Raw genomic sequence first — 21,652 nt, 5'->3', positions numbered from 1 at the left:
TAGCCTCAGAAGTGATGTTATCCGAAAAAAGGCTATCACAACACCTCCGGACATTTGAACGCCTATTACAGGAATATAGCGGCACGGAGCCGTTAGCCCGTTTCTTAACTGCCTATTACAAGCGAAATAAGCAGATGGGATCTGCCGACCGGCGGATGGCTACCCGCCTCATGTATCATTATTTCCGGATTGGCCACGCAGCGCGTAGTCTATCGTCAATTGAACGACTTGCCATAGCTGAATTGCTCTGCAGCCATGAAAGTGCAGTTATCGAACTGCTGAAGCCGGACTGGATACCCTATCTTAACGCAACGTTGCCCCAGAAAAGGCTTTTTTTAGAAACGCATACAGCGTTTCAGCAGGTAGATGTATTTCCCTTTACTCCCCGGCTGTCTGCGGATATTGATCAGGAAGCATTTATTGATAGCCTATTTACCCAGCCTGATCTGTTTATCCGTCTGCGTGCCCCGTACGCACCGGATGTATTGACGGCATTGAACCGCGCCGGTATGATGTATAATGTTATCGATGAGCATATCCTGGCTTTACCCAATGGTTCGGCACTGGATCGTGTACCTGGCATTGCCGGAAAGTATGAGGTACAGGATTTCTCATCACAGCGGACTGGCCGGTATTTCCGAGCAGCCTCCGGAGAGCGCTGGTGGGATGCCTGCGCAGGGGCAGGAGGGAAGTCTCTTCTGCTCATGGATACTACTCCTGGAGTCGAGCTGTTGGTTTCCGACGTGCGGGGCAGTATTCTACGTAACCTGGACGAACGCTTCGATACTGCGGGCATACATTCACCTTACCGAAAGAAAATCGTTGATCTGACTCAGGATACCCATAAGGTACTTGGAGACAGCCAGTTCGATGGAGTTATACTGGATGTGCCCTGTAGCGGGTCTGGAACATGGGCACGTACGCCTGAAATGATTTCGTTTTTCGACAAAGCCCGTATCGATACATTCGCGGCATTACAACGCCAAATTACCGGAAACGCCATACCTTATCTTAAGCATGGCAAGCCGCTCATTTACATTACCTGTTCCGTGTTTGCTGCGGAAAACGAACAGAACGTAACTCACTTAATGGAAGAATTCGGACTTAAACTGGAAGAACAGACGCTATTGACCGGCTATCACCAGCAAGCAGACACCTTGTTCATTGCCCGGTTGATTAAGCCTTAGCCGTATCACCGCAATAGACTATGCTGGCTCGCCGTGAAGATATCCCGCCATATTCGGTTAATAGCCGACGATTCGTCCGCGGCGATAATGCCACAGTGGGGGTATAATGAAACCACGGCGTCCTGAGAAACACTGACTAATGCACGGCTTGTTTCCGCAATACGCTGCAGCATGATTTCCGTAAGCTGACCATTCTGCAGAAACACCTCCCAGGAGGAATCTAATACCTCATAGAAAGAATGCTTTGCTGTTGTAACCCGTTCAACACCCTGTTGAAGCAATCCTTCCAGCATTTTGTTTGTTTTTCCAATCTGATTGTATCTCATCGCAAAGTCCTCACAACACGCTATGAAGTGCCTGGCCATCCCCAATGTATTCACGGCTAATGTTGTTTGTGCAAATGGGATAAACGGATACCGGTAAATTGGGCTGTCCTGACGAGCGTGTTCGGGTAAAATCAAGAAAGAGTGCCGCTGGTCTACCCAAACATTCTTTACCTCGAATGAATGGCTGGCGGTGGCTTTCAGTCCAAAAGTATTCCAGTCGGACACGATGCGAACATCTTTTTGGTCAAAAAAGAATGATTTTATCAATGGGTTGCCTTCGCTGTCAAGCACCGGCTCGCCATCTTGCTCAATAATGCAATTAGCTGTAAACTGTGTGTTATGCGGCGCCCCTGTCGCGTAACGCCACATGCCATTCACTTCGTAGCCTCCGTCTTTTACTGTTGCGGTACCCGAAGGTCGGCCGCTACCACCCAAGCACACCTGTGGGTCTGTAAAAACTTCGCGTGCGAGAATAGGATCAATATAACCCGAAAAGAGATTAGCTCCGGCACAGAGTGTGACTGTCCAGCCCAGACTACCGTCGATGTATGCCAATTCCTCTTCGAGCCGGACTCCTTCAGGTACGCCCAGGTCCAAACCGTCAAATTCGCGGGGGACAAATAATTTAAACCACCTGTTTTCATAGATGATATCCAGTTGGTCCGCCGTAAGCTGGCCGTCTTTTTCTGCGTGGGCAGTGTAACCACGTAGGGTTTTTATAACCGATTCGGTGGGCATAAATGACAAATTAGGATGTGCTGTGTTCATCAAATGGAATCTTTTAGTGTTTTGGTCCGCGTACCGATAATCCGACGCCATTCAAAATAACCGAATATCGCTACAATGAATAAAAAGAGCGTGAGCAGTGCAAAAAGGTGGAGCCCTTTGTAGGCCAGCAACGGAATGGCAAATGCATTGCTGATATTCAGCAATATCCAGTTCTCAATTTTGCGCTTGGCAAGCAGCCACATTCCTGCCCAAGCCGTTGCACTTACCCAAGCATCCCATACAGGGACGGTTGAGTCGGTAAAATACGCAAGGGCGTAGTACAATGCAGGGAAACCCAGTCCCGTGATCAATAAGGTAATCAGCCATTCCTTCCTGCTTGAATAAGTTGCCGGTACGGGTTCTTCGCCGCGCCGCTTGATCCAGTACAGCCAGCCATAAATACTCATGACCAGGTAATACATGTTCAAAAGCAATTCAGCATAAAGTCCGGCATCGTACAGTACATATACTGTGATCAATATGCTGGCGATGCCAAAAGGATATAGTAAAATGTTGTTCGCCTTAGCCAGCAGTACCTGGACAATTCCACAGCCTACCCCAATCCAATGCAACAATGGGGTAGCCGTTAATTCGGTACCTAACTGGTGAATCCATTCGTTTAATTTCATCATGGTATGTTATGCAGCCATTACATACTTATGGAAGTATTCACATTCAGAACGAAGCGGCAAATATAAATCCCTACGCCGGCATTATCCGGATCAGGTGTATGGGTAGCAGTGTATTGGGAACGATACCTGCTTTCCATTGGGTATAATCTCAGCTTGCTATGAAGCACCCCATAAGTGCTGCGAATATACAGGTTAATTTCCGCAAAACAAAAAAGCCGTACGGTATCGGCACGGCTTTTCAATATGCTTGTTGTTTCTGGTTATGGCCAGACCATTTCTCCGGTTCTGTCCAGTTGCAGAATAGCGGCCGATCGCGCCCGTGTTTCTTTGCAAAGCCGTTCATCTGCGGCGATGGAAAGCCCATAAGACGGGATCATCTCATGCAGCTTATCAAGGTATTGGGCCGTCTTTGCCCGTTCGGGGAAACACCGCGCCAGCAACTCGATCATAATCGATACGGAGGTTGATGCGCCAGGCGATGCGCCCAGTAGGGCAGCAATAGAGCCGTCGGCGCTGCTCACTACTTCTGTACCGAATTCCAGTACGCCGCCATGTTTTTCATCTTTTTTGATTACCTGTACCCGTTGGCCTGCGATTTCCAGTTCCCAATCTTCCTTTTTCGCCGTGGGAACATAAGCACGTAATGCGTTTAGCCGGTCTTCCGGGCTTTGCCGTACCTGGTCGATCAAATATTTGGTAAGTGGGAGGTTGTCCATACCTGCTGCAAGCATTGGCCGGATATTGCCCAATTTAATGGATGACGCCAGATCGAGCCAGGAACCGTTTTTAAGGAATTTTGTTGAAAAACCAGCATATGGTCCAAACAGCAAGGCTGTCTTTCCATCGATCACACGCGTATCCAGGTGTGGAACTGACATAGGAGGGGAGCCTACTGCAGCCTTACCATAGACCTTCGCATGATGTGCTGCAATAACATCCGGATTGGTACAGCGTAACCACTGACCGCTTACGGGAAAACCTCCGAACCCTTTTGCTTCGGGAATTTCCGATTTTTCCAGCAGCAGGAGTGAGCCTCCACCGGCTCCAATGAAGACAAATTTTGCGCGGAATTTCCTTTTTTTGTCGGTAGTAAGGTTCTTTACCGTGATATCCCACCGACCGTCATTTGCCCGCTCGATGTCGCGCACTTCATTTGCCAAACGGAGCTTGATTCCTTTTTTCTGTACCAGGTGAAAGAATAGTGCCCGGGTTAACTCACCAAAATCCACGTCGGTGCCAATATCAATTTTGGTAGCGGCCAGTTTTTCCTCCGAATCTCTACCCTCCATAATCAGGGGAATCCATTGCCTGAGCAACTCATGGTCTTCCGTATACTCCATCCCGTGGAAAAGATGGTGCTTGCTCATGGTTTCGTGCCGTTTGCGCAAAAAATCCACGTTTTCCCGACCGAATACAAAACTCATGTGTGGAATGCTACGAATGAAACGATCGGGACTGTCGATTAAGCGTTGAGCAACCAGATACGACCAGAATTCCTTGGACACCTCAAATGCCTCGGCAATCTTGATGGCTTTATTGATATCGATCGTGCCATCGGGCCGCTGCGGCGTATAATTCAGTTCGCATAGCGCGGAATGTCCTGTTCCAGCATTATTCCAGGCATCTGAACTTTCAGCTGCTACTTCGTCTAGCCGTTCAAAAATTTCAATACTGGCGCTGGGGTGAAGTTCATTAATTAATGTGCCCAGTGTGGCACTCATGATGCCAGCCCCGATAAGCACGACATCGACTTCCTTCACATTATTTTTTTTATTCTTATTTTTTTTTGTCATTAGCTGTTCTGAGTGCGGCAAAATTAATACAGAAATTAGTTATTTACCAACTAAATAATAAATACGAAAATATTCCTTTTTGTTTCGGAATAATCGAAGCCATATACCGGAGGTTCGGTGGCTGTACATTGCAAAAGAGCGGATTGTCTGACGCATTGTGGAGGCTAATTACGCTGCCCCCTCGCGTTTTTTCCGTGGACCGAAACGGCGTTTTTTATTTCGTTTTTTTGGCGTTTGCTGCTCAGCGGTCAATTCCGGCGATTTTCCAATTACCTCCGGCAACGGAGTTTCAGCTACTTTCCGTTCCATTAATTTCTCAATAGCTGCAAACCGGCGGAGATCACGGTGATTCACAAAAGTGACAGCTGTGCCCGTTCGTTCCGCACGGGCGGTCCGGCCTATCCGGTGGATATAATCTTCCGGATCGGGTGGCACATCATAATTCACAACCAGGTCGATACCATCCACATCAATACCCCGGGATAACACGTCGGTACCGATTAAGATAGGCAGCTGTTTGTTTTTGAAGCGGAGCAGAATTTTTTCACGCTCTTCCTGGCTCAGATCCGAGTGGAAGGGTTGCACCGCCAGCTCCAGTTTTTTAAGCTCACGGCCCAGTGCTTTCACTTTTTCCTTGGTCGACGAAAATACAATAACGCTTTTATATTGACCGCTCAGCAGTATCTGTTTCAATAAAGGCGTTTTCTGTTCATCCGTCACGCGGTACTGCTGTTGTAAAATCCGTTCCGCGGGTTGCGATATCGCAATATTGACCTGTTGGGGATGTTTAAGGAGCCCGCGCGCGAACGAACGGATTTTCGGAGGCATGGTGGCAGAAAATAACAGCGTCTGCCGTTCCGTGGCTACCTCACGTACAATCCGGTTAATATCGTCTTTGAACCCCATATCCAGCATACGGTCTGCCTCATCGAGTACCAGAAATTGGATTTCACCCAGGCGGACAGTGCCCGAGCTCATGTGGGCAATTAACCGTCCCGGAGTAGCAATAACAATATCCACTCCATCGCGGAGTGCCCGGCGCTGCTGCTCATAGCCAATTCCATCGCCACCACCGTAGATTGCTATGGACGTAATGCCGGTGAAATAGGCAAGACCTTCTACCTGCTGGTCTATCTGCATCGCAAGCTCGCGTGTAGGGGCTAAAATCAATGCGCTGATGGGCGGGCGGTCTGGTGTCCGGCAAATGGCATCCATGACCGGTAAAAGGTATGCAGCCGTTTTACCTGTACCTGTCTGTGCGCAGGCAATCAGATCGTGTCGGTCTTTAATAATGGGAATGGTTTCAGCTTGTATCGGCGTCGGTGTTTTGAAGCCCATGCTATTGAGGCCCTCAAAAAGATTGGCGTCAAAATTAAAATCGCTAAATGTCAACGTATCGAATTTATGATGTTTAATGAATGTACAAAAGTACATATAACTTTTGTCAAACTTTCGTTATCTTCTTATAAATCCCAAAAATGTCATTGGTTTTTTTGTTTCTTTGCGACCGAATGAACGTTCGATTAAATTCATTAGCAGAGAAAAAAGCGGCCATTTTCGAGAGCACGCTACAGCTGATCAAGGAGTATGGCTTCCACGGTACTCCCATCAGCCAGATTGCGCAGGAAGCGGGAGTAGCTACGGGAACCATTTATCATTATTTTACTTCGAAGGAGGAACTGATAATTGAGCTCTTCGGTTATTGCAGAACACAGATCACACAAGCCATTTTTAAATCGGAAGAATTGTCATTACCCTATGCAGAGCGATTCGTTTCCATTTGGATTAACTTTGTGACGTACTATATCAGACACCCCGAGATGCTGAGCTTTATGGAACAGTTTTCTTCTTCGCCATACGTTAAGGCTGTCTTTTGCGAGAACCGCATTTTTTTTCAGGACGAGGTGTCCAACTTCTTATCTAAAGGCGTAACTTCAGGCCATATTAAGTCATTGGATATCAATATTATCAGTGCGGTATTTCTGGGTACGGTAGCCGCTACGGCTAAAAAACATATCAACGGTCATTTTACTTTCAAGGAAGAGGACATGAAAAAGACAGTTGCGATTATCTGGGACGGCATTAAAATTTACTAGTACAATTAACTTAAGTATATATCTATCAATAAAACATGAATAGTAGCAAGCAGGTTATCTTTCTCATAATGGCAGCTGTAGGCTGTTTTTCCGTAAGCGTACATGCACAGGATGGCACGTCGCTTCCCGAAAAGGCAACCCTGCCGGATCTCATTGATTTTGCACTTGAAAACCGGGCGGTGATACACCAAGCCGAGTTAGACGAAGAAATTGGTGAGCGTGAAATTGCTTCAGCATTATCCGGATGGTTCCCCCAGATCAATGCCGATGCTTCTTATAACCGGAATATTAAAATCCCTACTGCGGTGATCGGTGATCAGGTCATTAGTATGGGACAAAAAAATGTGGGTGCGCTGGTATTACAGGCCGACCAGCAATTGTTAAACCCCGGCCTGCTGCAGGCATCCAAAGCGGCAAAATATATCCGTCAGCAAAACGCACTCAACACGGAGGATAGCAAGATAAATACCATCGTAGAAGTAAGCAAGGGCTATTACGATATACTCACCAGTGAAGAGCAGCTGCAGATTGTCCAGGAAAACATCCAGCGTATCCAGAAGCAGCTGAACGATGCCAGAGCCCGTTATGAAACGGGTATTGTAGACCGCACGGATTATAAACGTGCCGAAATATCCCTCAGTAACACCTTAGCTGAACAAAAACGGGTTGTCCAGTTACTGGGTTATAAGTATGCTTATTTGAAAGAGTTGATCGGCTTGACTCCTGAGCAATCCCTATCATTATCTTTTGATTATGCTTCTATGGAGAGTGAAATGCTATTGGATACTACCCTGGCCCTGGATTATCAGCGGCGTGTGGAATACCAGCAACTTCAGACTCAACGGCAGTTGCAGCAACTAAATACGCAATATAATAAATGGACGTTTCTTCCCAGGTTGTCTGCATTTTATAACTACGCCTGGGATTACCGGGACAACCAGTTCTCTGATCTGTTTAGCCGGAGTTTCCCCCGTTCGGTCCTCGGGTTAAGTCTCAATTTGCCGATTTTCCAGGGAGGCAAGCGTATTCAGGAAATCCGCAAATCCCGCTTAATGGAAGATCGACTGGATTGGGATATCGTCAATCTCCGGAATCAGCTCAATACGCAGTATGAATTGGCAATGGCAACTTACCAGGCGAATCTGAATGACTGGCGCACGGCGAAGCGCAATGTGGAGCTTTCCGAGGAAGTGTACAATACCATCAAACTACAGTATGACGAAGGCATCAAGACTTATCTTGATCTCATGACGGCCGAAACGGACCTCCGTACCTCACAGATCAATTACCTGAATGCCATGTATGCGGTATTATCTGGAAAACTGGATGTACAACAGGCGCTTGGCACCATTGATACGAATAACTAACCCTATGAAAAAAGCAGAATCACAGCATATTATAAACAAGATGAATAATCCTAAAATCGCAGCAATCTTAATGATCGGTTCAAGCCTTGTTCTGGCTTGTGGCAACAAGCAACAACAGCAGGCTAGGGGGACACAAGCAATCCCTGTTTCGACAGCGGTAGTTAGCGAGGAGTTGGTAACCGGCATGAAAACCTACCCTGGCAATGTGGTAGCACTGAATGAGACGGAACTCCGCGCCGAGGTGAGTGGATACATTACCGGAATCTTCGTAGCCGACGGGGCCTCGGTATCCAAAGGTCAAAAGCTTTACGAAATAGACCGTACCCGCTACGCAGCTGAAACGGAACAGGCTAAGTCGAGCCTCGCTATTGCGGAAGCCAATCTTTCGAGGGTGAAACGCGATGTGGAACGTTATCGTAAACTGGCGGAACAGGATGCCATTGCCCGGCAAACATTGGACTACGCCGAAACTGACTTCAATAACGCCGAGGCCCAGGTGGCCGCTGCCCGCGCGGCGCTGACTACCGCACAGACCAATCTCAACCGGTCGACAATCGTGGCCCCTTTTGGTGGCACGATCGGGATTTCACAAGTACGCACCGGCGCGCTGGTAAGTGCCGGATCAACCTTATTGAACACCATTTCTTCCACCGACCCGATTGCCGTTGATTTTCCGGTAAGCGAAAGTGAGGTTGCATATTTCAACGCGCTCCGCCGCGCTGACGAGGTGGTACGTGATTCCATGATTATGCTCAGCCTACCGGGCAGCCGGCCTTTTCCGCATCCAGGACACATAAGTGCCATCGACCGGGCGGTCGACCGCACTACGGGTACCATAACAGTACGCGCAAGTTTTTCCAATGCTGATAACATCCTGCTACCCGGCATGAATACCACTGTAAATATCCGAACCACTTCGGAAGAGCCGCAGTTGGTCATTCCGTACCGTGCGGTTACCGAACAGCTGGGACAGACATCGGTGTACGTACTTACCGACAGTAGCACCGCCGAACAGCGGGGAGTGCGTCTCGGGCTAAAGGTAGCCGACCGCGTAGTCATTACCAACGGACTCGTAAAAGGGGAAACGGTGGTGACCGACGGCATCATCAACCTGCGACCGGGTGTAAAAGTGGAGGCCAATGCGCCCTCACATACAAAATAGGACCGAATAACGACTATCAAGGATTTAGGACAGCATCACATGATTTCAGAAGTATTCATAAGAAGACCCGTTACCTCCATCGTTATCTCCATTCTGATCACCATCATTGGGATAATTTCGATTACTACGCTACCCATCAGCCAGTACCCGAATATTGCACCTCCGACGGTAACGGTGCAGGCAACATATACCGGAGCCGACGCGCAGACCGTCGAGCAAACGGTAACCACGTTGATCGAAAGCCAGATCAACGGTACGCCCGGCATGACGTACATGACCTCCAACAGTACATCCGATGGGCGGGCATCCATCACAGTCACTTTTGACGTAGGTACCGATATTGATATTGCCACGTTGGACGTACAAAACCGGGTGGGCATCGCCGAGCCTGCATTGCCGGAAGCCGTTCGCCGTTTGGGGGTAACCACACGGAAAGCGAACACCGACGTATTGATGCTGGTATCACTCATCTCGCCAAATGGCACACGCGACCAAAAGTTTCTGGCCAATTACGCCAACCTTTATGTCCGTGATGCATTGATGCGGGTAAGCGGTGTGGGCGATGTAATGGCCTTTGGCCAGCCGTTCAGTATGCGGGTGTGGCTGGATGCGACCAAGCTTTCAAACCTCGGACTCACACCGGCGGATGTGAACACGGCAATACAGGAACAGAATATCCGGATCCCGGGGGGTAGTGTAGGTGCCCGGCCACAGTTCAACACCCAGGTATTCGAATACCCGGTGATCCTGGACGGCGACCTGAACCAGGAAGAACAGTTTGAACAGATCATTGTGAAAACCAATGCGGATGGTTCACTGGTGTATTTAAAAGATGTGGCCCGTGTTGAATTGGGCGAATTTGCCTATTCCATTACCAATAAGGTAAACGGGCTTATTTCATCGGGTATGATGATCAATCAGATGCCCGGGGGCAATGCCGTGGAAACAGCCAAGGGAATCTATGCAGCGCTCGAAGAATTAAAAGCCAATTTCCCCACGGATATGGACTATGTGGTCAACTACGAGACCGTATCGGTCATTGAGGCATCTATCGAGAACGTGTTGCATACACTGATCGAAGCACTGATTTTGGTGACCCTTGTCGTATTCATTTTTCTTCAAAGCTGGCGTGCCACGCTTATTCCCGTGCTCGCCATACCGGTATCCATTATCGGCACATTTATCTTCTTCAACCTTTTTGGTTTCTCCATCAATAACCTGACGATGTTGGCTTTCGTTCTGGCTATTGGGATTGTCGTGGATGATGCGATTGTGGTGGTAGAGGCGGTGCAACATTATATCGACCACGACAAGCTATCGGCGCCCGAGGCTACGCGCCGGGCTATGAAAGAGATTACCGCACCGGTTATTGCCATCGCACTTATATTGGCCGCTGTGTTCGTACCTGTCGGATTTATCCCCGGAATGGTAGGGCAGCTTTATCAGCAATTCGCCATTACCATTGCTGTTTCGGTATTGCTGTCTGCATTCATTGCACTCAGTCTTACACCGGCTTTGTGTTCTTTACTGCTTAAACCCATGCAGTTCAATGAAAAATCAACCGGTATAAACCGGCTGTTTTACAAATTCAACAACTGGTTTGAGCGGGTTACCAAACGGTATTCCAACGGCGTCCGAAAATCCATTAAGCGGGCACCATTGTTTGTTATACTCCTCATCTGTATTTATGTGGGTACTTATGGCCTTTTTGTGTCCAAACCCACAGGCTTTATCCCAACTGAAGATGGGGGCGTCTTTATGATGGGGGTTACCTTGCCTGAAGGTGCATCATCCGAACGTACAGCAAACCTGCTCGATGAACTGACGGATTCCCTCCGCAAGGACAATCCGGAAATTGAAAACATCATGCGTATTGCAGGAATCAACCTGTTAAACCGTTCCTTCAAACCCAACGGGGGTACATTCTTTGTCCAGCTCAAACCCTGGGATCAGCGTCATCGCTCTGCACCTGACATCATTGCCGGTATACAGGGTAAATATAACGGGTTCCAACGGGCATCCCTACTGCCTGTATCGCCGCCTGCGATTCCGGGTCTCGGTACGAGCGGCGGATTCAGCATGCAGATTCTTGACCAGCGTAGCGGGGATATCAAGGATTTTGAAGCAACTGTCGGTAAGTTTCTTGCAGCTGTCAACCAGCGCCCTGAAATCGGACTGGCTTATACGCTATTTAATTCTCGCACCCCCAATTACCTGGTAAAAGTCGACCGCGAGCAAGCAAAACGGATGGGTGTGCCGGTATCCAATGTTTACAGTACCATATCCGCTTTCATGGGCAGTAGCTATGTGAATGATTTCACCCGCTACGGGCGCAGCTTCCGGGTAGTAACCCAGGCGGATACAGCCTTTCGTATGGACATCGCTGATATTGGTAAATTATATGTAAAAAATCAGCAGGGGGGCGTCGTACCACTCAGTACACTTGTTTCCTATGAAATCATAGAGAGTCCGTCCATCATTAACCACTTTAATATTTTCCGGGCTATTGATGTCAATGGAAGTGCCGCTCCGGGCTACAGCAGTGGCGATGCACTAAGGGCACTGGAAGAAACAGCAGCGCAGACACTTGGTGCCGGTTTTACCTATGAGTTCTCAGGATTAAGTTTACAGGAAAAAGAAGCCGGCAACATGACGACTATGATATTTGCGTTGTGTATTGTCTTCGTGTTCCTGCTGCTTGCTGCGCTATATGAAAGCTGGTCGGTGCCATTCTCCATTTTATTATCGGTTCCATTAGGTATATTCGGAGCCATTTTGGCATTGACTTTTCTTCCGCACCTGGATAATAATATCTATGCACAAATCGGCCTGGTAGCCATTATCGGCCTTGCGGCTAAGAACGCCATCCTGATTGTGGAATTTGCAAAGGAACGTGTGGATATCGGAATGGGATTGCTCAAGGCGACGCTGGAGGCGGTTAAATTACGGTTACGTCCAATCATTATGACCTCTTTTGCCTTTATCCTCGGCATTGTACCGCTCATGTACTCAACGGGAGCAGGGGCTATTTCACGGCAGACGATCGGCTGGACGGTGTTCGGAGGGATGCTTATTGCCACATTCTTTGCCATTTTTATCGTACCTATATTATTTGTACTGATTACTAAACTGGCTTATGGCAAAAAGAAGCTTGCGGCACTTCAGGCAAAATATAAACCGGAGGAGCACATGGACATGCTACATACGGATGACGAGGAGGAATAATAAATTGAATAGTTTTTAAATTTTCTATTTCAATTCTCCATTAATAGTATATATTTGCATTCCCAAATCAAACATGGTTTGGGAATGCCCGCCCGGATGGCGAAATTGGTAAACGTTGCGGTCTCAGAAGCCGTTGGGAGCAGTCCCTTGAGAGTTCGAGTCTCTCTCCGGGCACATCAGAAAAGTGTCTCTGTTTATTACAGAGACACTTTTTTATTTGATACCGCCCACTATCATTTGTAGGGTGCTGTTCCCTATTCTTTCTCATCCAAGGTGCCGAATGACATGCGCTGGATCCGGATGGCATTCAGGATCGCCAGTAACGCAACCCCTACATCAGCAAATACAGCCTCCCACATCGAGGCCATGCCACCGGCACCGAGCAACAGTACTGCAATTTTCACCGAGAAAGCCAGTGTAATGTTCTGCCAGACGATCCGACGGGTAGCTTTTCCGATTCGGATGCCCATCGGGATTTTGCCGGGTGCATCATCCTGAATTACGATGTCGGCAGTTTCAATAGCTGCATCACTTCCCAGTCCGCCCATGGCGATACCCACATCGCTCAGTGCCAGTACCGGTGCATCATTGAGTCCATCACCTACAAAAATCACGCGATCACCAGCGTCACGGATTGCCTTAACCATGTTTACCTTATCTTCCGGTAACAGGTCACCATACGCCTTCGATATACCCAGTTTCCGGGCTACGTCCTGCACCACAGCTGATTTATCACCACTCAAAAGGGTAGGGGTAATTCCCATAGTCTTCAGTTCACGTACCGCAGCCTGCGCATCGGGTTTGATTTCATCGGCAATAGTGAAGTATCCTACTAACTTACCGTCATAAGCTATGGCGATTACGGTGTCACTGATTGCAGCCACGGCCGTGGGATAGGATATCCCGTATTTATCAAGCAGTCTGAAATTGCCGGCAAGAAGCTGTTGGCCATCTACCGTTGCCATTAATCCCATCCCCGCCTCTTCTTCGATTTTCTCCAGACCGGAGACGCGTTCAACATCGCCAAGATAACGCTGGATGGCGGTTGCCACGGGATGCGTGCTGTGGTGTTCAAGGGTATTGACCAGCTTAAGGATCTCCGTTTTATCGAACTCGCTGTCTATCACCATTTCCTTGACTTCAAAAACACCTTTGGTCAGCGTGCCTGTTTTGTCCATTACAACCTGCCTGGCGTGCGCCAGGGCATCCAGAAAATTACTCCCTTTTACTAACAGCCCATGGCGGCTTGCGGCGCCGATGCCCCCGAAGTATCCGAGCGGAATGGAAATGACCAGTGCACACGGGCAGGAGATGACCAAGAACACCAGTGCACGATACAGCCATTCGCTGAATACATAGTCGGCCACAAAAAAATAAGGAACAGCAGTAATCAAAACCGCAAATCCGGCAACTGCTGGGGTATACCACCTGGCGAATTTTCGGATAAACAGTTCTGTTGGCGCCTTTTGTGCTGTGGCATGCTGAACCAATGTCAATATCCTGCTAAGCTTGCTGTCGGTATACGCGGCAGTTACCCGCACACGCGCCACACGGTTCAAGTTGACCATACCAGCCAGAACAGTGTCACCCTGGGTCTTCGTGCCGGGTTTGCTTTCCCCGGTCAGCGCAGCGGTATCAAAAGCCGCCCGATCGGAGAGCAACTCACCATCGAGTGCCAGTTTCTCTCCGGGTTTAAGCTGTATAATCATCCCAACAGCAGCAGCGTGCGCCTTTATGGTGTGGGAGTGTTCCCCCTGTATCACGGTTACTTCATCAGGTCGCTGATCCAGCAACGCGCGGATATTTCCCCTGGCTTTTCGAACGGCTAATGACTGGATATTCTCTCCCACGGTATAGAATAGCATCACGGCAACACCCTCGGGGTACACGCCAATAATAAACGCGCCTACCGTCGCAATCGTCATTAATGTAAATTCGGAAAAAAAATCATTTTTTGAAATCGCCCGGAACATATCACGTATAACCGGAAGTGCTACCGGCGCGTAGGCAATCACATACCACAATAGCCGTACCCATCCCGAAAAAAAAGCAGGTTTACTTAACCAGTTATTATCCAGCGCAAGTCCGACAATAAGCAGTACAAAACTGAAAATTGCCGGCATAAAAAGCTGCAATTTCGACTGTCCAGCGCCAACGGCAGATGGACCGCCTCCTTGATTATCCGGCTGCTGGGCCGTACCATCTCCTGTATGATGATCATCCGTTGCACAACAGCAGCTGTGGCTTTCCGCTATGTGTATCTGGTTGGGATCCAATTGTGCCATAAGTCTTTTAAATTCAGGTTAAAGGTACTGAAAAACACGGGGTCCCCAAAACGTGGTATAGCGAGCCCAGACAAAGCATCGGGGATTGCAGTGTTATATTAATGGGGAGTGATCATTTCGTGAGAAAATGGATGGCTGCATCAAACATTGGAAATTATCCTTATTATTGCCTGGTTTTTTTATCTGCATCACATGCGTACTTCCAAGCAAGCTGCCATAGGCTTTATCTTCATTACTTTATTAATTGATGTGATGGGATGGGGACTGATCATTCCGGTAATGGCGGATCTGATCGCAGAACTAAAGGGAATTCCGGTTAATATCGCCAGTACCTATGGTGCTTTCCTGCTCTCGGTATTCGCTATTACACAGTTTTTGTTTTCACCGGTTGTCGGGAACCTGAGTGACAAATTCGGCCGACGGCCGATCCTGCTATTTTCATTACTGGGCTTCGGGATCGATTACCTGGTACTCGCATGGGCACCTACTTACGGATGGCTCTTTCTAGGTCGGATCATCGCCGGCATCACAGGGGCCAGCTTTACTACGGCCTCTTCCTACATCGCTGATATCAGTACTGATGAAACCACCCGGGCAAAAAATTTCGGATTGATTGGTGCTGCCTTTGGTCTGGGCTTTGTTTTGGGGCCTGCGCTGGGTGGATTGCTGGCAACCTGGGGGCTTCGGGCGCCATTCTATGCCGCCGCTGCACTTTGCCTGATTAACTGTTTATTCGGGTATTTTATGCTGCCAGAGTCGCTTTCCAAGGATAATCGACGGGATTTCGACTGGAAACGCGCCAATCCCATGGGGTCATTACGTTTTCTGACCCGGCATTCCGAAATCGGAGGCCTGGCACTGAGTTTCTTTCTGATTTATTTGGGCGCACAGGCCGTTCAGGGTAGTTGGAATTTTTTTACTATATACCAATTTGACTGGAGTGAGGGCATGATCGGTATTTCGCTTACAGTAGTAGGGGTGCTGACCGGATTGGTGCAGGGCGTGCTCACCCGTGTGATTACACCCAAAATCGGCAATGAGAAGAGCATCTATCTCGGACTTTCGCTGTATGCTTTGGGACTCGTGCTCTTTGCTTTCGCTACCGAGGGGTGGATGATGTTTGCCTTTTTGGTACCTTATTGTCTTGGTGGAATCTGTGGCCCCTCGCTGCAATCTGTCATTGCGGGGCATGTGGTAAAAAATCAGCAGGGCGAATTACAGGGGGCACTGACCAGCCTGATGAGCCTCACAACAATTATTGGACCGCTCATTATGAATGGCACATTTTCGTATTTCACGACAGACAGGGCACCATTTCATCTGCCCGGTATCCACTTCCTCATCGGTGCTGTATGTATGCTCGGAGGCTTGGTTATCGTTCGGAAGGTGTTGACAAGGGAAAGAGTGGCACACGGTGAACCGGCCGCAACCGATCCGTTAAGCCATACGGAGTAAAATCCTATTCCCGAAACTATCCCCAGCCATCAGCAAATCCATGCGCTTTCAGTAAATCCTCTGGGACGCCATCCCATACACCCGGGCGGTTGCCGACATAACCGATGTCCTTGACACCCATCTCGCTCGTAAAAAACCCGGACGCGGTCAGGTTGCGCATCAGGCCGAAGAATGCCACCCCCTGTTCCATTCCCGGTGCAGCCTTGGCGGGATAGGCAATATCATCCACCAGTTCCAGCTGCTGTTTCCCTGCGCATTCTGCAAAGACTTTTCCATACCGGCGCTGGCTCTGTACATCCAGCCACTTCAGTCCACCGCGCATCGGTGTTTTGTATGAGGGAATATCCTTAACCATAAACTCGATGAAATCAGGCACACCGGCATCAGTGGCACTGCCCGAAACTCCATCGGCCGGGATGATAATGTCCGCCAATACACCAATGGTAGCGAGCTCGTGATCCGTAAAGAACTGTTCGGCCAGCAACTGTTGATTATGGCGGTGTTCAGCGTCCGTCACGCCGGCAAGTTTTTCACCACCCACAACAGCATCCTGCTTCGTTTTGGTTTCCGGTCCGCACCCGTCCAGCAGCAAAGCGCCGCCCGCTGCGGCAAGTCCAAGGGCCTTGATCGAATCTCTTCTGTTCATATTGTTATGCTTATCAGATGTTCAGTTTACTCCGTTCTTTTAGGATGTATTCCGCCGTACGCATGGACAATGCAAGGATGGTCCACGTCAGGTTCTTGTCGCCCTGCTGGACAAATGGGCCTGCATCCACCACAAATAGGTTACGGCAGTCGTGCGACTGGCTCCAGCGGTTCAGTACGGATTTTTTCGGGTCGTCGCCCATCCGCACGGTACCTCCCTCGTGGATGATCTTGCCCGGGGCCTCCAGTCCATATAGCGTTTCCGGGCCGGGAGGAGGGGAGGACACGATGGCGCCCATCTCATGAAGGACTTCCTTGAATGTCTCCTGCATATGTTTGGCCTGTTCCACTTCCTCGTTTGCCCACTTATAGTGGAAGCGCAATACGGGAATGCCGTATTTGTCGACACGTGCCGGATCAATCTCACAGTAATTATCGTAGCGGGCGAGTGCCGTTCCACGGCCAGCCATGCCTACGTTTGCACCGTAGAAGCGGCGGTAATCGGCTTTAAGCGATGCACCGTATCCACCCCGTTCGTGCTGCTGCCCGTCAGCCGCCGGCACAAGATGATTCACGTCCGGCACCCAGTTCAGGTACCCGAACGAGGGCATATGCAGGCCACCGCCATATTCGATATGGTATCCCCTGGGGAAGCTGAGTTTTTGGTTATCGCCCCACCACGGTGAATAAATATGGACGCTACCCACACCGTCTTCATTGTAGCGCTTCCGGTCGAGCAGTTGGGGAAGGAATCCTCCGGCGCTGGCGCCTGTAGAGTCGTGCAGGTAGCGACCCACCAGGCCACTGCTGTTGCCCAGTCCCCCGGGGTGTGCAGCCGATCTGGAGTTTAAGAGCAGCCGCGCACTCTCACAGGCACTTGCTCCCAATATGACCAGTTTACCTTTCACCGCGTACTCCTGTAGGTCCTGTGTATTTACGTATGAAACGCCGGTAGCAAGCCCTTCATCATTGGTCAGTACCTCACGTACCATCGCATTGTCAATGACCGTTAGGTTTCCCGTTTTCATTGCGGGCATCACTAAACACGATGACGAAGAAAAATCGCCATACACCCGACAGGAGCGGCCACATTGGCCACAGAAGAAACAGGTACCCCGGCCTTCGGCGCCCGGAAGTGCCTCGGTAAGCACTGAACCCCGGCCGGCAATGACAGGCACCCCCGCTTTCTGCGCCCCGCGCTTGATATATAGTTCATTCAGCCGCGGCTTGGGCGGTTTCAGAAAGATGCCGTCCGGCTCGTTATGGATCCCTTCGACCGTGCCGTAGATCCCGATCATTCGGTCGATCCGATCGTAAAATGGCTTCACCTCTTCATAAGTGATCGGCCAGCTTTCGGTTACTCCGTCCTTGGGCTTAAAATCATCCGGCCCCATGCGGAGCGAGATACGCCCCCAGTGGTTGGTGCGCCCACCCAGCATCCGGGCCCTGAACCATTCGAATTCCGTGCCGGCAGCCCGGGTATAAGGTTCGCCATCCAGTTCCCAGCCACCATAAGCCGCGTCAAAATCACCGAAGGGACGCACGGTGCTGGCACCCCGCCGCGGCGATTCCCATGGCCACCGTAGCTGCAGTGCATCTTTGGCAGGGTCGAAAAAAGGTCCCGCCTCCAGCATCAGCACTTTGAGTCCGGCATTTGCCAATACATATCCGGCCATTCCGCCTCCGGCACCTGATCCCACTACAATCGCATCGTAAACGGTCGGATCCTCTTTAATCTGATAGGAAATCATACTATTATGATCTGTATATAAGTTGTTAACGTTTAGTTGCACCGACGCCTGTTCCCGAAAGGAATAGGAATACCGATTGTCAAATATAAATTTTCCCGGCAATATGCCCAACTATATAGCCAAGAAAGCTAAAACGATTATGCAAAAAAGTTGTCAACTGGCGGAAAAATAATTTCACTCGCTTTTTTATTTCAGATACTTTTAATATTATTGTGATATCAAAATAACATCATATCTATAACCAATGATAAACGAAAAAAATACAACAGCCATTTCAGGATACCTTGGCTTTGTTATCCTGTTAGCCGGATTGGGCATCGCCGGATATGGCATTTACAGTCAGTCAGCGAGCCTTATTGTCATAGGCATTTTGCTTGCGCTTATTATGCTGAAGGGCTTGCTTGTTATCAATCCGAATGAAGCTGCCGCTTTGATTTTATTTGGCAATTACCAGGGAACCGTAAGAAAAGATGGTTTTTTCTGGGTTAATCCTTTTGTGGTGAAACGGACGGTTTCCCTGAAAGCACGCAACCTGGATGGACAGAAAATCAAAGTAAACGATAAGCTCGGCAACCCAATTGAAATTGCCGCGGTGGTGGTCTGGAAGGTAAGTGATACCGCAAAAGCACTATTTGCAGTGGATGATTACTCTAAGTATGTACAGATCCAAAGCGAAGCGGCCGTCCGTCACCTGGCAAACCAGTTTGCCTATGATAATTTCGAAGACGAAGATGCGGTAATTACACTTAAGGACGGAGCGCGGCAGGTAAGCGGTATTCTCGAAACCGAATTAAATGAGCGGCTGTCCATGGCTGGGATTGATGTTGTCGAAGCCCGGATTACCCATTTGGCTTATGCACCGGAAATTGCCAGTGCAATGCTACAACGGCAACAGGCAACCGCGGTGGTGGCTGCCCGTCGGCAAATCGTGGACGGGGCGGTAGGTATGGTGGAAATGGCACTCGAGAAACTTTCTGAAAAGGATATTGTGCAGCTGGATGAGGAGCGGAAAGCCGCAATGGTAAGTAACCTGCTGGTTGTGCTTTGTGGCGAACGTAATGTTTCGCCTGTGGTCAATGCGGGTACCCTATACCACTAAAATTGATATCTTTGCATTTCCTCAAAAACAAGTAATGCTTAATGGCGGACAAGGCGGATAAAAAGGCGTTTGCATTACGCATTCATGCGGATATGCTGAAAGCGTTGGAAGAATGGGCAGCGGAGGAGTTCAGAAGCACCAACGGTCAGATTGAATTCCTATTGGCTCAGGCACTGGCCCATCGCAAACGGGCTAAGAAAAACAAAGAAGTTTGAGGTTAAGGTTAAACCACCCCGCAGTAGACACTGCCCGAAATACCACCGGATACTGTATCCCGGAAAGCAGCATAGACGTGCATGGGTGTTTTCATGTACGATAAGTGTTCAATGGCCTATTTCCGCTGGGCTGCAAGTCTTTAAATAAAAAAAGCCTGCCTTATATTAGATAAGACAGGCTTTTGTGGGAAATACTGGGTTCGAACCAGTGACCCCTACCTTGTCGAGGTAGTGCTCTAAACCAGCTGAGCTAATTTCCCGGTAATGTTGCTGCAAAAATATACTTTTTTCTGATATAATTCGATACCTGCTATTAATATCGTATCCGGATGTATAATATCACGAAGCAAAGCAGTACAGCCAGAAAAAAACAGGTCATTCCAAAGCGTTTGACACTGGCACTTGCCGCGGTGGAAAGAAAAGACCGGCGATTATTGCTGTTCAGTACGTACGTACAGATATAACCAGATACAAACAGCAATACAATGAGAAGGAACAGGAATTTCATCTTAGGTAAACCATACTTAACCGGTACAGCAGGCGACCGGCCCGACCAGTCATCCGTGATATCCGGGTAGACAAAGTTATGTTTTTTTAAGGAAACGGCCATCCCGTATTGCGAAATCAGGAGCGGTGCACCCCGACAACAACATTACCCGTCTTTTGACCTGTTTCAACGTAATGATAAGCTTCAACCAGCTCTTCGAGCCGGAACTGGCGGTCGATCACCGGTGTAAACAAGCCTTGTTCGGCAAGTGATTTCAGTAAAAGTACGTCCGCTTTGTTAATTGCCGGAAGCGGAAAAAGCACTTTTCTATTGCCCCGCAGGGGTGTAACCAGCGCCAGGAAAATGTTTTCGGAATTTTTCCCCAACTCAGTGGAAATATACACGCCCTTTGGTTTCAATAGCGGTCTGCATTGCCCGAAAGCGCTTTTGCCCACAGCGTCGAAAATAAAGTCGAAACGCCGGGATGTTTGCGTAAAATCCCTGGCCTGATAGTCAATTACATCATCAGCACCCAGGGATTTTACAAGGTCTACATTTTTTGTGTTGGAAACGGCAACTACATATGCTCCAAAATACTTCAGCAATTGTACTGCTGCAGAACCTATAGCTCCCGTAGCCCCATAGACCATCACTGTATCACCGGCTTTTACCTTTGCTGCCCTGATATTGCCTAGCGCATAATGACTACCTTCTGTCAGTGGTGCCGCATGTATATAATCCATCCCGTCAGGAATAACAGCCAGTGCGCCCGATGCGGCCATTACCTTATATTCGGCATGCCCGCCAAAGGCCGAGTCATCGTATCCGAATACCCGGTCGCCCGGCTTAAATGCCAGAACCTCACTGCCAACCGCTTCCACCTCACCGGCAAATTCGCATCCCAGAATATTGACTTTAGGATTAAACAGTCCGCTAAAAAACCGGGTCACAAAATAGTTAGCACTACGGAATCCGCAATCCGTCCGGTTTACCGTAGTAGCATGAATCTTAATCAATACTTCATTGGCGCGGGGTACCTGTTTAGGCACCTTCCGGAGTTGCACTACCTCGGGAGGACCATACCGGCTGTATACCATGGCTTTCATAAGGGTTTCCATACTAAAATTGCAGATGATCGGGCAGTACTATCAACTTATAC

Annotated in this window: 16 protein-coding genes and 2 tRNA genes; 9 read left to right on the top strand and 9 right to left on the bottom strand. The window is 49.0% G+C overall.

Translation table 11 applies throughout. The features are described 5' to 3' along the window. Positions 1-14 precede the first annotated feature (14 nt). Positions 15-1,187 (top strand): RsmB/NOP family class I SAM-dependent RNA methyltransferase, encoded by a 1,173-nt coding sequence (locus NEV57_RS02065; protein WP_257656618.1) that lies wholly within the window; start codon positions 15-17, stop codon positions 1,185-1,187. 5 nt (positions 1,188-1,192) lie between these two features. Here the strand turns inward: NEV57_RS02065 and NEV57_RS02060 are convergent, their stop codons facing one another. The 4 genes from NEV57_RS02060 to NEV57_RS02045 all read right to left on the bottom strand — a co-directional run bounded on the left by NEV57_RS02060 (position 1,193) and on the right by NEV57_RS02045 (position 6,098). Then, positions 1,193-2,281, bottom strand: coding sequence for an acyl-CoA dehydrogenase family protein (locus NEV57_RS02060; protein ID WP_257656617.1), 1,089 nt, complete (start codon positions 2,279-2,281; stop codon positions 1,193-1,195). After that, entirely contained in the window at positions 2,281-2,913 is a 633-nt protein-coding gene (pnuC, locus tag NEV57_RS02055) for a nicotinamide riboside transporter PnuC (protein ID WP_307876372.1), read from the bottom strand. Before pnuC ends, NEV57_RS02060 begins: the two co-directional genes overlap by 1 nt. Positions 2,914-3,173: 260 nt before the next feature. Next, positions 3,174-4,706, bottom strand: coding sequence for a malate:quinone oxidoreductase (locus tag NEV57_RS02050; protein WP_257656616.1), 1,533 nt, complete (start codon positions 4,704-4,706; stop codon positions 3,174-3,176). 168 nt (positions 4,707-4,874) lie between these two features. After that, a complete protein-coding gene (locus NEV57_RS02045; RefSeq protein ID WP_257656615.1) occupies positions 4,875-6,098 on the bottom strand; it encodes a DEAD/DEAH box helicase in 1,224 nt (407 codons plus the stop codon). Between the two features lie 119 nt (positions 6,099-6,217). On the opposite strand from NEV57_RS02045, the gene NEV57_RS02040 reads away from it, so the two are divergent. The 5 genes from NEV57_RS02040 to NEV57_RS02020 all read left to right on the top strand — a co-directional run bounded on the left by NEV57_RS02040 (position 6,218) and on the right by NEV57_RS02020 (position 12,730). Then, positions 6,218-6,802 carry a TetR/AcrR family transcriptional regulator gene (locus NEV57_RS02040; protein WP_257656614.1) on the top strand — a complete coding sequence of 195 codons (585 nt, stop codon included), beginning with the start codon at positions 6,218-6,220 and terminating at the stop codon, positions 6,800-6,802. 35 nt (positions 6,803-6,837) lie between these two features. Then, on the top strand, positions 6,838-8,169 hold the full coding sequence (locus tag NEV57_RS02035; RefSeq protein ID WP_257656613.1) for a TolC family protein: 1,332 nt from the start codon (positions 6,838-6,840) through the stop codon (positions 8,167-8,169). Between the two features lie 40 nt (positions 8,170-8,209). Further along, a complete protein-coding gene (locus NEV57_RS02030; protein WP_257656612.1) occupies positions 8,210-9,331 on the top strand; it encodes an efflux RND transporter periplasmic adaptor subunit in 1,122 nt (373 codons plus the stop codon). Between the two features lie 39 nt (positions 9,332-9,370). Then, positions 9,371-12,556 carry an efflux RND transporter permease subunit gene (locus NEV57_RS02025; protein WP_257656611.1) on the top strand — a complete coding sequence of 1,062 codons (3,186 nt, stop codon included), beginning with the start codon at positions 9,371-9,373 and terminating at the stop codon, positions 12,554-12,556. 90 nt (positions 12,557-12,646) lie between these two features. After that, positions 12,647-12,730, top strand: a tRNA-Leu gene (locus NEV57_RS02020). Between the two features lie 80 nt (positions 12,731-12,810). On the opposite strand, the gene NEV57_RS02015 is transcribed toward NEV57_RS02020, so the two are convergent. Next, positions 12,811-14,841 (bottom strand): heavy metal translocating P-type ATPase, encoded by a 2,031-nt coding sequence (locus NEV57_RS02015; protein ID WP_257656610.1) that lies wholly within the window; start codon positions 14,839-14,841, stop codon positions 12,811-12,813. A gap of 192 nt (positions 14,842-15,033) precedes the next feature. On the opposite strand from NEV57_RS02015, the gene NEV57_RS02010 reads away from it, so the two are divergent. Beyond that, positions 15,034-16,296 carry a TCR/Tet family MFS transporter gene (locus tag NEV57_RS02010; protein WP_257656609.1) on the top strand — a complete coding sequence of 421 codons (1,263 nt, stop codon included), beginning with the start codon at positions 15,034-15,036 and terminating at the stop codon, positions 16,294-16,296. A gap of 16 nt (positions 16,297-16,312) precedes the next feature. Here the strand turns inward: NEV57_RS02010 and NEV57_RS02005 are convergent, their stop codons facing one another. Together NEV57_RS02005 and NEV57_RS02000 are read right to left on the bottom strand one after the other, a co-directional pair. Next, positions 16,313-16,942 (bottom strand): gluconate 2-dehydrogenase subunit 3 family protein, encoded by a 630-nt coding sequence (locus tag NEV57_RS02005; RefSeq protein ID WP_257656608.1) that lies wholly within the window; start codon positions 16,940-16,942, stop codon positions 16,313-16,315. Between the two features lie 13 nt (positions 16,943-16,955). After that, positions 16,956-18,692 carry a GMC oxidoreductase gene (locus NEV57_RS02000; RefSeq protein WP_257656607.1) on the bottom strand — a complete coding sequence of 579 codons (1,737 nt, stop codon included), beginning with the start codon at positions 18,690-18,692 and terminating at the stop codon, positions 16,956-16,958. A gap of 244 nt (positions 18,693-18,936) precedes the next feature. On the opposite strand from NEV57_RS02000, the gene NEV57_RS01995 reads away from it, so the two are divergent. Together NEV57_RS01995 and NEV57_RS01990 are read left to right on the top strand one after the other, a co-directional pair. After that, on the top strand, positions 18,937-19,791 hold the full coding sequence (locus NEV57_RS01995) for an SPFH domain-containing protein (RefSeq protein WP_257656606.1): 855 nt from the start codon (positions 18,937-18,939) through the stop codon (positions 19,789-19,791). A gap of 41 nt (positions 19,792-19,832) precedes the next feature. Further along, entirely contained in the window at positions 19,833-20,006 is a 174-nt protein-coding gene (locus tag NEV57_RS01990) for a type II toxin-antitoxin system antitoxin (RefSeq protein ID WP_257656605.1), read from the top strand. A gap of 185 nt (positions 20,007-20,191) precedes the next feature. Here NEV57_RS01990 and NEV57_RS01985 read toward each other — a convergent pair. Together NEV57_RS01985 and NEV57_RS01980 are read right to left on the bottom strand one after the other, a co-directional pair. Then, a tRNA-Val gene (locus tag NEV57_RS01985) sits at positions 20,192-20,266 on the bottom strand. Positions 20,267-20,630: 364 nt separating this feature from the next. Continuing rightward, complete coding sequence (locus tag NEV57_RS01980) at positions 20,631-21,599, bottom strand: NAD(P)-dependent alcohol dehydrogenase (RefSeq protein WP_257656604.1); 969 nt, start codon at positions 21,597-21,599, stop codon at positions 20,631-20,633. Positions 21,600-21,652: the final 53 nt, after the last annotated feature.

Source organism: Parapedobacter lycopersici (assembly GCF_024643285.1).
Classification (GTDB): Bacteria; Bacteroidota; Bacteroidia; order Sphingobacteriales; family Sphingobacteriaceae; genus Parapedobacter; species Parapedobacter lycopersici.
Note: the sequence above shows the minus strand (reverse complement) of the source record. Positions and strands in the feature narration are given on the sequence as shown.

What these genes read in the sequence shown, in the direction of transcription:
- NEV57_RS01980 (WP_257656604.1), bottom strand. Translation starts at nt 21,599, where the DNA reads ATGAAAGCCATGGTATACAGCCGGTATGGTCCTCCCGAGGTAGTGCAA.
- NEV57_RS02035 (WP_257656613.1), top strand. Translation starts at nt 6,838, where the DNA reads ATGAATAGTAGCAAGCAGGTTATCTTTCTCATAATGGCAGCTGTAGGC.
- NEV57_RS02010 (WP_257656609.1), top strand. Translation starts at nt 15,034, where the DNA reads ATGCGTACTTCCAAGCAAGCTGCCATAGGCTTTATCTTCATTACTTTA.
- NEV57_RS02040 (WP_257656614.1), top strand. Translation starts at nt 6,218, where the DNA reads ATGAACGTTCGATTAAATTCATTAGCAGAGAAAAAAGCGGCCATTTTC.
- pnuC (WP_307876372.1), bottom strand. Translation starts at nt 2,913, where the DNA reads ATGATGAAATTAAACGAATGGATTCACCAGTTAGGTACCGAATTAACG.
- NEV57_RS02025 (WP_257656611.1), top strand. Translation starts at nt 9,371, where the DNA reads ATGATTTCAGAAGTATTCATAAGAAGACCCGTTACCTCCATCGTTATC.
- NEV57_RS02015 (WP_257656610.1), bottom strand. Translation starts at nt 14,841, where the DNA reads ATGGCACAATTGGATCCCAACCAGATACACATAGCGGAAAGCCACAGC.
- NEV57_RS02005 (WP_257656608.1), bottom strand. Translation starts at nt 16,942, where the DNA reads ATGAACAGAAGAGATTCGATCAAGGCCCTTGGACTTGCCGCAGCGGGC.
- NEV57_RS01990 (WP_257656605.1), top strand. Translation starts at nt 19,833, where the DNA reads ATGGCGGACAAGGCGGATAAAAAGGCGTTTGCATTACGCATTCATGCG.
- NEV57_RS02065 (WP_257656618.1), top strand. Translation starts at nt 15, where the DNA reads ATGTTATCCGAAAAAAGGCTATCACAACACCTCCGGACATTTGAACGC.
- NEV57_RS01995 (WP_257656606.1), top strand. Translation starts at nt 18,937, where the DNA reads ATGATAAACGAAAAAAATACAACAGCCATTTCAGGATACCTTGGCTTT.
- NEV57_RS02060 (WP_257656617.1), bottom strand. Translation starts at nt 2,281, where the DNA reads ATGAACACAGCACATCCTAATTTGTCATTTATGCCCACCGAATCGGTT.
- NEV57_RS02030 (WP_257656612.1), top strand. Translation starts at nt 8,210, where the DNA reads ATGAATAATCCTAAAATCGCAGCAATCTTAATGATCGGTTCAAGCCTT.
- NEV57_RS02000 (WP_257656607.1), bottom strand. Translation starts at nt 18,692, where the DNA reads ATGATTTCCTATCAGATTAAAGAGGATCCGACCGTTTACGATGCGATT.
- NEV57_RS02050 (WP_257656616.1), bottom strand. Translation starts at nt 4,706, where the DNA reads ATGACAAAAAAAAATAAGAATAAAAAAAATAATGTGAAGGAAGTCGAT.